Annotated in this window: 9 protein-coding genes; all 9 read left to right on the top strand. The window is 70.6% G+C overall.

All coding sequences use genetic code 11. From position 1 onward, the window contains the following. Positions 1 to 43 precede the first annotated feature (43 nt). The 9 genes from ACGFJ2_RS00575 (at position 44) to ACGFJ2_RS00615 (ending at position 13,228) form a co-directional block, all read left to right on the top strand. Positions 44 to 1,432 (top strand): sugar porter family MFS transporter, encoded by a 1,389-nt coding sequence (locus ACGFJ2_RS00575; protein ID WP_357940866.1) that lies wholly within the window; start codon positions 44 to 46, stop codon positions 1,430 to 1,432. Between the two features lie 10 nt (positions 1,433 to 1,442). Further along, positions 1,443 to 1,958, top strand: coding sequence for a G/U mismatch-specific DNA glycosylase (gene mug, locus ACGFJ2_RS00580; RefSeq protein ID WP_393463324.1), 516 nt, complete (start codon positions 1,443 to 1,445; stop codon positions 1,956 to 1,958). Positions 1,959 to 2,084: 126 nt separating this feature from the next. After that, the gene (locus ACGFJ2_RS00585; protein ID WP_393463326.1) at positions 2,085 to 3,335 is read left to right on the top strand and encodes an NAD(P)/FAD-dependent oxidoreductase; all 1,251 of its coding nucleotides are present in this window, start codon (positions 2,085 to 2,087) and stop codon (positions 3,333 to 3,335) included. Between the two features lie 8 nt (positions 3,336 to 3,343). After that, positions 3,344 to 9,163, top strand: a complete 5,820-nt coding sequence (locus tag ACGFJ2_RS00590; RefSeq protein ID WP_393463328.1) for an SDR family NAD(P)-dependent oxidoreductase — start codon at positions 3,344 to 3,346, stop codon at positions 9,161 to 9,163. Then, positions 9,160 to 9,603 (top strand): acyl-CoA thioesterase, encoded by a 444-nt coding sequence (locus tag ACGFJ2_RS00595; protein WP_358438386.1) that lies wholly within the window; start codon positions 9,160 to 9,162, stop codon positions 9,601 to 9,603. The genes ACGFJ2_RS00590 and ACGFJ2_RS00595 overlap by 4 nt, the downstream gene beginning before the upstream one ends. A gap of 19 nt (positions 9,604 to 9,622) precedes the next feature. Further along, entirely contained in the window at positions 9,623 to 10,432 is an 810-nt protein-coding gene (locus tag ACGFJ2_RS00600; RefSeq protein ID WP_393463330.1) for a class I SAM-dependent methyltransferase, read from the top strand. 223 nt (positions 10,433 to 10,655) lie between these two features. Then, the gene (locus ACGFJ2_RS00605) at positions 10,656 to 11,498 is read left to right on the top strand and encodes a serine protease (RefSeq protein ID WP_357940878.1); all 843 of its coding nucleotides are present in this window, start codon (positions 10,656 to 10,658) and stop codon (positions 11,496 to 11,498) included. A gap of 91 nt (positions 11,499 to 11,589) precedes the next feature. Continuing rightward, entirely contained in the window at positions 11,590 to 12,021 is a 432-nt protein-coding gene (locus tag ACGFJ2_RS00610; RefSeq protein ID WP_393463332.1) for a hypothetical protein, read from the top strand. Positions 12,022 to 12,160: 139 nt separating this feature from the next. Then, complete coding sequence (locus ACGFJ2_RS00615) at positions 12,161 to 13,228, top strand: LacI family DNA-binding transcriptional regulator (RefSeq protein WP_393463334.1); 1,068 nt, start codon at positions 12,161 to 12,163, stop codon at positions 13,226 to 13,228. The last annotated feature ends 17 nt before the right edge of the window (positions 13,229 to 13,245 follow it).

A 13,245-nucleotide genomic window follows, 5' to 3' on the forward strand; every position in this document is an offset into this window, starting at 1 on the left:
GGAGTGACTACGGGTAAATCCCCATTTCGGGGAGGAGGCCCGCATGGCTACTCAGTCCGGCCACCAGGAGAACCTCGGCCACGTCGTCTTCATCACGGCGGCGGCGGCCATCGGCGGGTTCCTGTTCGGCTACGACAGCGCCGTGATCAACGGCGCTGTCGTCGGCATCCAGAAGTACTTCCACGTCGGCCCGGTGGAGATCGGGATCGTGGTGGCCATCGCGCTGCTCGGCTCCGCCATCGGCGCCTGGATCGCGGGCCGGCTGGCCGACTGGTGGGGACGTACCAGGACCATGCAGGTGGCGGCCATCCTCTTCTCCGCCAGCTCGATCGGGCAGATGCTGCCGTTCGCCCTGTGGGACCTGGCCTTCTGGCGGATCCTGGCGGGTATCGCGATCGGGATGGCCTCGGTGCTCGGCCCGGCCTACATCGCCGAGGTGTCGCCGCCTGCCTACCGGGGCCGGCTCGGTTCGTTCCAGCAGCTCGCGATCGTGCTGGGCATCGCGTGCTCGCAGCTGGTCAACTACGCCTTCGTCCGGCTGGCGAAGGGTGACGTCAACAACCCGCTGTGGGGCCTGCAGGCCTGGCAGTGGATGCTGGGCGCGTGCGTCGTGCCCGCCCTGCTTTACCTGCTGTTCGCCTCGACCATCCCTGAGTCGCCCCGGTACCTGATCGCGGTCGGCCGGATCAGGCAGGCCCGCATGGTGCTGGCCGAGGTCGAGGGCGAGCACGTAGATCTGGACGCCCGGGTGGCGGAGATCCACCAGGTCCTCAGGACCGAGGAAAGGACCACGATCAAGGAGCTGCGCGGGCCCGCCCTCGGGCTGCTGCCGATCGTCTGGATCGGCATCGCCCTGTCGGTCTTCCAGCAGTTCGTCGGCATCAACGTGATCTTCTACTACTCGTCGGTGCTCTGGCAGTCGGTGGGCATCACCCAGGCCAACTCGCTGCTGATCAGCTTCTCCAGCTCGGTCATCAACATCATCGGTACGTTCATCGCGATCTCGCTGGTCGACAAGATCGGGCGCAAGCCGCTGCTGCTCATCGGCTCGGCCGGCATGGCCATCGCGCTGGGCACGGCCGCGTGGGCGTTCTCCTACGCCCGCGGGCTCAGCCTGCCCGCCCCGCAGGGACCCATCGCGCTGGTCGCGGCCAATGTGTTCGTCCTGTTCTTCGCGCTGTCGTGGGGTGTCGTGGTGTGGGTGCTCCTGGGGGAGATGTTCCCCAACCGCATCCGGGCCGCCGCCCTGGGCGTGGCCGCCTCGGCGCAGTGGATCGCGAACTGGGCGATCACGGTGACGTTCCCGGCCCTGGGGAAGTGGAACCTGCCTCTCACGTACGCCATGTACTCCTTCTTCGCCGTGCTGTCGTTCCTGTTCGTCGCCAAGTTCGTCAAGGAGACCAAGGGGCGCAAGCTGGAGGAGATGGGTTAGCGTCCGGTGCGTGATTGACGACGTGCTCGGTCCCTCGGTCGAGGTGTTGTTCTGCGGGATCAATCCCGGGCTGATGTCGGAGGCCACCGGTCATCACTTCGCCCGCCCCGGCAACCGGTTCTGGCCCGCGCTGCATCTGTCCGGGTTCACGCCCCGGCTGCTCGCCCCGGCCGAGCAGCACCTCCTGCCGTCGTACGGGCTGGGCATCACGAACGTGGTCGCCCGGCCCAGCGCCAAGGCGTCGGAGCTGACCCGTGAGGAGCTGACCGAGGGCGGAGCCCGGCTGGCCGGGCTGGTGGCGTCGGTGCGGCCCCGGGCGCTGGCCGTGCTGGGGATCTCGGCGTACCGGACGGCTTTCGCCCGGCCGAAGGCGCGGATCGGTCTCCAGCCCGAGCCGGTGGGCGGCGTGCCGGTGTGGGCGCTGCCGAACCCGAGCGGCCTCAACGCCCACTGGACCCTGGCCGGCATCGCCGCCGAATTGCGGCTGCTGCGCGAGCACATCGGGTGGCCTTCGCGCAACTCTTGACGATCTCAGAGCTCGCTCCCTACTATCGGGTAACTCTTTAATGATCAACGCAATCCCCGTTTACGGTTCAACCACTTCCAGGTAGGCGGGAGTGGGCTTCGCCGTAGCCTCGTAGGGAAATATCGCATGACAGATGACTATGACGTCGTCATAGTCGGCGCAAGCATTTCCGGGTGCGCCGGCGCGATACTGTTCGCGAATCTGGGAGCTCGCGTCGCGCTCTTGGAAAAGCATTCCGGCATGGACGCGTACAAGGTGTTGTGCACCCATACGCTGCAACCGAGTTGCCTGCCGGTCATCAAGACGCTGGGCCTGCTGCCACTGCTCGAAGAGGCCGGGGCGCACCGGCACGTCACCCACCTGTGGACCCCCTGGGGCTGGATCGAGCCGCGCCCCGCGCCCGGCGCGGAGCCGCTTCCGCACGGACTCAACATCCGGCGCCAGACCCTGGACCCCTTGCTCAGACGGCTCGCCGCCGAGACACCGGGAGTCGACCTCCGGCTCGGCCAGAACGTCAACGGGCTCCTGGAGGAGGACGGCCGCTTCACCGGAGTCCGCGTCACCGCCAACGGCGTCGAGACCCGGCTGACGGCGCGGCTGGTCGTGGGCGCGGACGGGCGCAACTCGACCGTGGGCGCCCTCAGCGGGCTGCCCGTCAGGCTCAGCGCCAACAACCGGCTGGGCTTCTTCGCCCAGTACCGTGGCCTGCCGGACGACGCGCCGAGCCGGGTGTGGTTCCTCGACCCGGACACCGCCTTCGCCTTCCCCAACGACGACGGCGTCACCGTGATCTCCTGCTCGCCCAGCAAGGAACAGCACAGCTCCGCCTTCCGCGCCGACCTCGAAGGCAGCTTCGAACGGTTCGTCCGCGCCCTGCCCGACGCGCCCCGCATCGACGAGGCCGAACGCGTCTCCAAGATCGTCGGCACGCTCGACCTGCCCAACGTCTACCGCAAGCCGTACGGACCGGGCCTCGCCCTGGTCGGCGACGCGGCCCTGGCCACCGACCCGCTGTGGGGAGTCGGGTGCGGCTGGGCGTTCCAGTCCGCGCAGTGGCTGGTGGACGCGGTCGGGGGCGCCGTGGCGAGCCAGGGCGACGTGCTGCCGGGCCTGGCGGAGTACGGCAAAACGCACCGCGCGGCGCTGGACAGCCATCACAAGCTGATGGAGGACTATTCGGCCGTGCGGCCGTTCAATGTCTTCGAGCGGCTGCTGCTTTCCGCGGCGGCCCGCGACGCCGGCGCGGCCAGGCATTATTACGACTTCGCCTCCCGGCTCATCGATGTCAAGCAGTTCGCGTCACCGGGCTCGCTGCTGCGCGCGGCGCGGGTCAACGCATTCCACCGCCTCCGCAACGGCAAAACGAATTCGATTTGAGGACAGCCGTGACTTCTCGTATCGCCGTAGTAGGAATGGCATGCCGTTTTCCCGACGCCGCCACCGCCGGTGAGCTGTGGGACAACGCGCTGGCGGGCCGCAGGTCGTTCCGGCGGCTGCCCCCGGAACGCATCCGGCTGTCCGACTACTGGTCCGCGGACCGTACGGCGCCCGACCACTTCTACACGACCGAGGCGGCGCTGTTACGCGACTGGGAGTTCGACCGCCTGCGCTTCAAGGTGGCCGGAACGACCTTCCGCAACACCGACATGGTGCACTGGCTCGCCCTGGAGGTGGCCGCCGAGGCGCTCGCCGACGCCGGGTTCCCCGACGGCAAGGGCGCGCCGCACGAGACCACCGGCGTGGTCATCGGCAACTCGCTCACCGGCGAGGGCCAGCGCGCGGCCGGGATCAGGCTGCGCTGGCCGTACGTACGCCGCATCGTCGCCAACGCCCTGGAGGGCAAGCTGGACACCGAGCAGCTCACCGAGCTGCTCGGCCGGATGGAGCACGACTACAAGGCGCCGTTCCCGGTGCCCGACGGCGACTACCTGGCCGGCGGCCTGTCCAACACGATCGCCGGACGCATCTGCAACCACTTCGACCTCAACGGCGGCGGCTACGCCGTCGACGGAGCCTGCGCCTCGTCGCTGCTGGCGCTCACCACCTCCTGCAACGCGCTGGTCTCCGGCGACCTCGACGTCGCGGTGGCCGGCGGGGTGGACATCAGCATCGACCCGAACGAGCTGATCGGCTTCTCCAGGGCCGGCGCGCTCGCCGTCGACGAGATGCGCGTGTACGACCAGCGGTCCGCCGGTTTCTGGCCTGGCGAAGGCTCCGGCATGGTCGTGCTGATGCGCGAGGAGGACGCCGTCGCCAGGGGCCACCGCGTCCACGCCCTCATCGCCGGCTGGGGCGTCTCCTCCGACGGCGCGGGCGGGATCACCCGGCCGGAGTCCGACGGCCAGCGGCTCTGCCTCGACCGCGCCTACGAGCGGGCCGGGTTCGGCATCGAGGAGGTGCCGTACTTCGAAGGGCACGGCACCGGCACCGCCGTCGGCGACGCCGCGGAGCTGGAGACGATCTCCGAGGCGCGAAGGGCGGCCGCGCCGACCGCGCGGCCCGCCGTCATCGGCTCGATCAAGGCGAACATCGGCCACACGAAGGCGGCCGCCGGGATGGCCGGCCTGATCAAGGCGGTCATGGCGGTCAACAGCGCGGTGCTGCCGCCGACCACCGGCTGCGAACGGCCCCACAAGATCCTCTCCGGCGACTCCCCGGCCCTGCGCACCCTCCGCAAGGCCGAGCCGTGGCCGCAGGACGCGCCGCTGCGCGCGGGCGTCAGCGCCATGGGCTTCGGCGGCATCAACACGCACGTGGTGATCGAGTCTGCGCGCCGGCGCCGGTCCCGCCTGGACGGGCGGACCCGGACGCTCATGAACTCCCCTCAGGACGTGGAGCTGTTCTGCCTGGACGCCGACTCGCCGGCCGACCTGCGACAGGAGGCGGAGCGCCTAGCCGAGATCGCGGTCGGCCTGTCCCGGTCCGAGCTGCCCGACCTCGCCGCGTACCTGGCCAGGAAGATCGGCCGCAGGCCGAGCCGCGCCGCGGTGGTCGCCGGCACGCCCGCCGCGCTCGCCGAGCGCCTGCGGCAGGTCGCCGAGCTGGCCGGGCAGGGCTCGGAACGGCACCTCGACAGCGCGGCCGGGGTCTTCCTCGGCACGCTCGGCGAGCTGCCGCGCATCGTGCTGATGTTCCCCGGCCAGGGCTCCGGCACCCGCGCCGACGGGGGCGCGCTGCGCCGCCGCTTCGACTCGGTCGACGAACTGTACGAGATGGCGGCCCTGCCCACCGGCGGCGACCAGGTCGAGACGGCCGTCGCCCAGCCGCGCATCGTGACCGCCTCGGTGGCCGGGCTGCGGGTGCTGTCCGAGCTGGGCGTCGAAGCCGGGACCGCGATCGGGCACAGCCTCGGCGAACTCGTCGCGCTGCACTGGGCCGGCTCGTTCGACGAGGCCGCGGCGCTGCGGATCGCCGCCGCCCGGGGACGGGCGATGAGCGAACTGTCGGAGAGCGGCGGCGCGATGGCCAGCGTCACCGCGGACCACGACACCGTGGCCGCGCTGCTCGGCGACGATCCTGTGGTCGTCGCCGGCCTGAACTCCCCGCGCCAGACCGTGGTGTCGGGCCCCGCCGAGGCGGTGACCCGGGTCGTCGAGCGGGCCACCCGCCAGGGCCTGCCGGCGGTCAGGCTCCCCGTCTCGCACGCCTTCCACTCGCGGCTGGTCGCTCCGGCCGCCGACGTCTTCGCGGGCCGGCTGGCCGAAGAGCGGCCGGAGCCCGTCGGCCGGCACGTCATCTCGACCGTGACCGGAGCGCCGGTCGTCGGCGAGCCCCTCGAACTGCTGCGCGAGCAGATCACCGCGCCGGTCCGCTTCATCGAGGCGCTCACGGTGGCGGCCAAGGACGCGGACCTGCTCATCGAGGTGGGACCCGGGCTCGTACTGACCCAGCTGGCCCGCGACATCGTCGACGTTCCCGCCGTCGCCACGCGTACGGACGACGACTCCCTGGCCGGCATCCTGCAGACGCTGGGCGCGGCGTTCGCCGTCGGCGCCGGAGTGAAGGTCGGGGAGCTGTTCGAGGACCGCTTCACCCGCGCCTTCGACCCGGCCGCCACCCCGACCTTCATCACCAACTTGTGCGAGGTCGTCCCGGAGATCGACTCCGCCCTGCTGGTCAGCGCCGCCGCGTCCGCCTCCGTGGCGTCTTCGGACTCGGATGAGCCCGCCGGAGGTGATCCGCTTCTCCTGCTGCGCCGGCTGGTCGCCGAGCACGCCGAGTTCCCGCTGGAGTCGGTGCAGGCGGACAGCAAGTTCCTGGACGACCTGCACCTCAGCTCGATCGTGGTGGGCGAGCTCGTCGGCGAGGCCATGCGCCGGCTCGGGCTGTCCGAGCCCGCCGCGCCCACCGGGTACGCCACCGCGACCCTGGGCCAGGTCGCCGAGACGCTGGAGCAGCTGGTCGCGACGGGCGCGGCCCCGGCCGAGGACGCCGAGACGGCGGCGGCCCGCATCGTGCCGCCCGGCATCGCGCCCTGGGTGCACAGCTTCGCCGTCGGGAGACGCGACAGCACCCCGTCGGGGCGTACGGCGCCGCGCACCCAGGGCACCTGGCAGGTCATCGGTGAGCATCCCGCCGCCGACGCCGTCCGGACCGCGCTCGAAGCGGCGGCCACCGGCACCGGCGTCCTGGTCATCCTCCCCTCGGGCCCGCGTGCCGAACGGCTGGCGGTGCTGCGCGCCGCCGCCGAGACGGTGCTCGCGGGCAAGGAGGTGACCCGCTGCGCGATCGTCCAGGAGGAGCCCGGCGGGGCCGGCTTCGCCAAGAGCCTGCACCTGGAGGCGCCCTGGGTCGCCACCACCGTCGTGACCCTCCCGCTCGACGCGGCCGAGGCGCCCGCGTGGATCACCGCGGAGGTCAGCGCGACCGACCGCTTCAAGGAGGTCTTCTACGACGCCGACGGCATCGGTACAGAGCCCGTCCTGACGCCGGTGGAGCTCGCCGGCACCGAGCTGCCGCTCGGCCCCGACGACGTGCTGCTCGTCACCGGCGGCGGCAAGGGCATCACCGCCGAATGCGCGCTGAGCCTGGCCAAGGAGACCGGCACCCGGCTGGCCCTGCTCGGCCGATCCGATCCGGAAGAAGACAGCGAACTCGCCGCCAACCTGGAGCGGATGGCGGCGACCGGAGTGACCGCCCGCTACGTGCGCGCCGACGTCACCGACGCGGCGCAGGTGGCCGAAGCGGTCGCTGCGATCGAACGACACCTCGGCAAGGTCACCGGCGTCCTGCACGGAGCCGGTGGCAATGTGCCCAAGCTGCTCGGGGAGCTCACCGACGCCGACTACGCCGCCACGATCGACCCCAAGGTCGCGGGGCTCGAAGCGGTGCTCGCCGCCGTCGGCACCGGCGCTTTGAAGCTGCTCGTCACGTTCGGCAGCATCACCGGGCGGGCCGGGCTGCGGGGTGAGGCCCACTACGCCATAGCCAACGAGTGGCAGAGCGACCTCGTCGAACGGCTGGCGCGCGAGCTGCCGCACTGCCGTTGCCGGGCCGTGGAGTGGTCCCTGTGGTCGGGCGTCGGGATGGGGGAGCGGCTCGGCTCGGTGGAGAACCTCGCCCGCGTGGGCGTCACCACCATCACGCCCGACCAGGGGGTGGCCATGCTCCGAGAGCTGATCGCCGACCCCGGCGCGCCCGTCGTCACCGTGGTCACCGGCCGGTTCGGCGAAATGCCGACGGTGACCTTCAGCGCCGGCTCTGAGAGGGGTGACGATCTACCACTGCTGCGCTTCCTGGAGCAGCCGCGCGTCTACTACCCCGGCATCGAGCTGGTGGCCGACTCCGAGGTCGGCTGGGCCAGCGATCCCTACCTCGCCGAGCACGTCTTCGGCGGCGGGGAAGGGGCGGTCGTGCCGGGCACGGTGGGCATGGAGATCATGGCTCAGGCCGCGGCCGGTCTGCTCGGCACGGACACCGTGCCGGTCCTGGAGGACGTCGAATTCCTCCGGGCCATCGTCGTGACCGAGGACGCCCCGGTGACGGTACGGGTGGCGGCGCTGCGTACCGGGCCGGGCCGGGTCGTCACGGCGGTTCGTACGAGTACGACCAAATTCCAGATCGACCACTTCCGGGCGGTCTGCGACTACTCCGGCGCCAAGGCGGAAACGCTCGGGCACACTGGCGTCAAGCCTGGGACCCTCGGGCTTGCACGGCCCGGCGACGTGGCGCTGCCGCCGCTGGCCTTCGACCCCGCGACGGACCTCTACGGGCCGATGCTCTTCCACGGCCCGCGCTTCAAGCTCGTCGAGAGCGTCCACCGCACCGGCGCCCAGCACGTCACCGGCCGACTCTTGGCAGGCACCGGCTCCTCCTGGTTCGGGCGGTATCTCCCCGACCGGCTGCTGCTCGGCGACCCGGCCGCTCGGGACGCCTACATGCAGCCGATGCAGACCTGCGGGCCGACCGTACTGGCCATCCCCGCAGGAGTGGAGCGCATCGTGCCGGGCCCGTCGACCGGCGCGCAACCGACCGACGTCTACATCCGGCACCGCTTCGACGACAAGTGCTGGGACATCGAGGTCACCGACCGCGACGGCGACGTCATCGAGACCTGGCAGGGCTTCCGGACGCAGCTGGTCAGCAAGTACGAGGTGCCCCGCGAGTGGGTCCCCATGTTGCTCGGCTCGTACCTGGAGCACGTCCTCATCGAGCAGAACCTGGCCGGCCGCGTCCTGTTCGACACCGACGGCGACGGACTGGAACGGCGGCAGGCCAGCCGGCTGGCCATCCAGCGGCTGTTCGGTGCCGAGGCCGAGGTCGTCTGGCGCCCGGACGGCAAGCCGGAGGTACTGGGCGGAGAGACCGTGTCGATCGCGCACTCGGCGGGCGTCACCATGGCGACGACCACTCCGGGGTGCGATCTGGAGACGGTCACGCCCCGGAGCAGGCAGACCTGGTCGACGCTGCTCGGCGCCGACCGGCTCGCGCTGGCCGAGGCCGTCGCGGACGAGACCGGGGAGGACCTCGACACCGCGGCCACGCGGATCTGGACGGCCGCCGAGTGCCTGGTGAAGGCGGGCCGGCCGGTGGACGCCGCGGTGACGTTCGACTCGGCGCGGGAAGGCGGCTGGGTGGGGCTGGTCGCCGGCGATGACCGGATCCTGACGATGTCCACCAGGCTGCGTGGTGTGTCGGCCCCCGTCGTCCTCGCGATCCTGGCCGCGACCGACCCGAACGCCGGCAAGGCGGGTGAGCTCCGATGACCGGGGACGCGTACGAGTACCGGCACGTCGTGGGCATCGAGGACACCGACCTGCTCGGCAACGTCAACTACGTCAACTACATCCGCTGGCAGGGCCGGGCCCGGGAGATGTTCCTGCGGGACTTCGTGCCCGACGTGGTGGCCGGGTTCGCCGATGGGGTGCGCCTGCTGACCGTGAGCTGCCACTGCGACTACCTGCGGGAACTGGCGGTCTTCGACGAGGTGATCATCAGAATGCGGCAGGGAGAGCTGGGCCAGACCCAGTCGGTGATGACCTACGAGTACTGGCGTCAGCTCCCGGACGGAGGCGAGGAACTGGTCGCCACCGGGGAGCAGCGGATCGCCTGCGTACGTCCCGACGAGAACGGCCACCTGGTTCCGGCCCGGATCCCGGAGCAGATGCGGCGCCTGCTCGAACAGGTACGCAGCCCGCGCCGCTGATCCTTCGAAGGGAATGACCATGCACGCTGTTTCCGCCACCGCCCGCTGGACCGCGGCCGCCAGGGCGAAGGAGTCGGGACGCGAAGACGCGATCTTCACCGACCACCTGGCCGAGGAACTCGCCGGAGAGGAGGGCGCGACCCTCTTCGCCCGCTACGACAACCCGGGCGTCGGCGAGTTCATCGCCATCCGGACCCGCTATCTGGACGACGTGATCTCCGAGCGCTCCGGCCTCGGACAGGTCGTACTGCTGGCGGCCGGCCTGGACACGCGCTCCGTACGGCTGGCCTGGCCTCCGGAGACCGTGCTGTACGAGATCGACCAGGCCGACCTGCTGGAGGAGAAGGACAAACGGCTCGCCGAACTCGGCGCCCAGCACCGCTGCGCCCGCCGGGCCGTCGGCGCCGACCTGACCGGCGCCTGGCCGCAGGCGCTTCGGGAGGCCGGCTGGGATCCGGCTGCGCCGACTCTGTGGGTGGTGGAGGGGCTGCTGTTCTACATGCCGGAGCCTGACGCTCGCCGGCTGGTGGAGCTTGTCGCGGAGATCACGGCTCCGGGGAGCGTGCTCGCCGGGGATCTGCTCAGCCACCAGTCGATGATCAGTGAGTTCTCGGCGGAAGGGTTGCGCAGGCTGACGGAGGACGGCTGCCCGTGGCTGTTCGGCACGGACGAGCCGGAGGAGTTCCTGTCGGGGTGCGGCTGGCGGGTCACGGAGCTGAAGACCCCCGGGGAGGAGGGCGCCTCGTACGGCCGGTGGCCGTGGGATCCGCCGCTGCCCCGGGACGTCATGGGCTTCCCCCGGAACTTCCTGTTCATCGCGGACCGCTGACCAGCATGGTCGCGCGATGGTCGCTGGGTGATCGTTTCGTGATCGTGTGATCACGTTCGGTGCCGACCATTTGCGCCCGTAGGTACCCTTGGCCTGTGGCGGGTGCCTCTGACCAGCCACGCAGCACCATTCCCCCTCAGATCACGGGCCGGTGCGGCTGCCATCACGTTGAGTTCGCAGCGTTCAAAGTGTCTCCTCAGCCGCCCCAACTGATAGGAGACTTGTGTTCAAGGCAATCAGCAGGCGATCAATGGCGCTGGCCACCCTCATGGCTCTAGGGCTCGCACTGATCACCACCGCCACGGCCGCTGCGGGCGTGAACCACGCCGCCATCATCGGAGGTAGGGACGCGACGGAGCCCTACTCGTTCATGGCGTCCTTCCGGCTGAGCGAAGTGCCCAACCACCACTGCGGCGGTGCCCTCATCGCCGCCGACTGGGTCGTCACCGCCGCCCACTGCAAGGGACTCATGAAACCCGGCGAGACCCGGGTACGCATCGGCTCCCTCGACCGGGACAAGGGCGGAGTCGTCGCCCGCGTGAAGCGGATCGTCACCCATCCCGACTGGAGCGGCCGCGACTCGAGCGGGGAGCGCAAGGGCGACCTGGAGCTGATCCAGCTGGACCGGCGAGTGAACCTCGCGCCCATCCGCATCGCCGACAGCCCCGGCCGAGTGGGCGACCCGAGCCGAGTCATCGGCTGGGGCATGACCTGCGAGAGCATGGCGAGATGCGAGAACGGTTCCGAGAAGCTGCAGGAACTCGACACCGTACGCGTATCCGACAACCGTTGCGTCGACCTCAACAGCGGCACCGAGCTGTGCACCAGCGACAGCGCCGGGCGCGCGGCCAGCGCCTGCCACGGTGACTCCGGCGGCCCGCAGATCCGCAAGATCGCCGGCCGATGGGAGCTGATCGGAGCCACCTCGCGCGACGGTGACGACGTGGACGAGCGGATGGGCGGCGGCGCCGGCTGCTCCACCAACCCCGATGGCGGGCCGGGGGTCGGCGTCTGGACGGACGTGACCCACTACCGCTCCTGGATCACTCGCACCATAGAGGCGTGACCCACTAGGACGGTGATCCCCCTCTATGGGGGGCGGGCTCCCCCGAGCGGGGGAGCCCGGACGGCTCTCGTCGCTGGCACAGTCATCGCCCATGAGGACGATGGGTTACGCGGCCATGGGCTGGACCGGGCTTTACGTGGTGTCGAAGGTCTTCTTCGCCTTGGAGGGGCGGCTGGGGGTCACGGGCGGCCCGCACGTCTCGCCCGAGAGCTATCAGGGCTACGGGCCGGGCGAGGTGGCGTCGGCTCAGTGGGCCAACGCCGGGAGCGGGCTGCTGATCATCGTGTTCCTGCTGGCCGCCCAGGTGCGTTTCGACAGGTGCTGGCCGCGTGTGGTCCTGCTCGTCCTGCTGTGGTTGTGCACCGCCATGGCGACGGCAGGGGCGGTGGGCATGCTGGGCGGCGCGCTGCTCACCGATCGTGGCGGCGCGGTCTTCGGCGGCTATTGCGCGGTCTGGGCCGTGCTCCTCTTCCTGGCCACGCGCGCCCTCCAGCGCCGGCTCGAGCACGCCATCGCCGGATGATCGCAAGGCAATAGCGCGGCCCATCGCCACTATCGCTGACCCCGTCATCACTCTGATTGACAGTGTCATGAAAGACAGGCCGCGCCGGCCGGTTCGCTTGCGACACGTGACCCGTTTAGCACGTGCGAGACTGGTACGCATGACGACCGGCGTGGATGGTGCGCGGACGCCGCGGAAATACAAGGGTTCCGGCCGGCTGCCGACGATGCAGGACATCGCTGACCATGTGGGTGTGTCGCGTCAGCTGGTCTCGCTGGTGATGCGGGATGTTCCCGGCCCGAGTGCGGAGTCGAAGGAGCGGATCCTCGCCGCGGCGAGTGAGCTCGGGTATCGGCCGAATGCCTCGGCGCGGCTGCTTCGTCAGAATCGCACGCGCCTGATCGGAGCGGTGTTCGAGATTCGCCATCCGTTTCAGGTGCGCTTCGTGGAGCGGTTGTTCGTCCGGGCGGCCGAAGAGGGGTTCGGGTTGGCGCTGGGGCCGAGGACAGTTGAGCGGTCGACGGATGTCGTCGTCGCTGAGCTGATGGAGCAACGGGTGGAGGCGCTGGTCGCGTTCAATCCGGATCCGGCGTCGAGCGCTCTGGCGGAGGCTTGCGAACTCCTGCCCGTGGTGTGGCTCGGGGAATGGGCGCATAAGTCCGACGTCGACAACGTTCATGTGGACGAGGTCGAGGGACTTCGTCTCGCGATCGAGCACCTCGTCGGGCTCGGGCATCGTGACATCGTCTACATCGGCGGGCTCGGGGGGAACGTAGGCCGGGATCGTGCCGATGCCTACCGCGGGGCGATGGCCGCGTTCGGGCTGGAGGACCGGATCGAGGTGCTCTCCAGCGGCTTCTCCGAGGAGAACGGCGCGAGCGCGGCGCGCGAGATCCTGGGGCGCGACCGGCGTCCGACCGCTGTGGTGTGCTGTGGCGATCAGTGCGCGGTGGGTGTGCTGGCGGTGTTCGCGCAGGCGAACGTGCGGGTGCCCGACGAGATCTCCGTGGTCGGGTTCGACGACAGCTACCTGGCGTCGCTGTCGTACCACCGGCTGACGTCGGTTCGGCAGGATGTCGAGGCCACCGTCGAGGCGACCTTGACGTCGGTGCTGGAGCGGCTCGAGTGCGGTGACAAGCCGCGCCGAGTGAGTGCGACGCGGACGGAGCTTGTGGTTCGTGAGTCGACAGGCCCCGCCCGGACAGGGCCCGCCCAAACCGGGTCGTGATGTGCGGGTGGCACGCC

The sequence above is a fragment of the Nonomuraea sp. NPDC049028 genome (assembly GCF_043197735.1).
Taxonomy (GTDB): domain Bacteria; phylum Actinomycetota; class Actinomycetes; order Streptosporangiales; family Streptosporangiaceae; genus Nonomuraea.

Coding starts and splice junctions, on each gene's coding strand:
- ACGFJ2_RS00575 (WP_357940866.1), top strand. CDS start 44: ATGGCTACTCAGTCCGGCCACCAGGAGAACCTCGGCCACGTCGTCTTC.
- ACGFJ2_RS00585 (WP_393463326.1), top strand. CDS start 2,085: ATGACAGATGACTATGACGTCGTCATAGTCGGCGCAAGCATTTCCGGG.
- ACGFJ2_RS00595 (WP_358438386.1), top strand. CDS start 9,160: ATGACCGGGGACGCGTACGAGTACCGGCACGTCGTGGGCATCGAGGAC.
- ACGFJ2_RS00600 (WP_393463330.1), top strand. CDS start 9,623: ATGCACGCTGTTTCCGCCACCGCCCGCTGGACCGCGGCCGCCAGGGCG.
- ACGFJ2_RS00610 (WP_393463332.1), top strand. CDS start 11,590: ATGAGGACGATGGGTTACGCGGCCATGGGCTGGACCGGGCTTTACGTG.
- ACGFJ2_RS00615 (WP_393463334.1), top strand. CDS start 12,161: ATGACGACCGGCGTGGATGGTGCGCGGACGCCGCGGAAATACAAGGGT.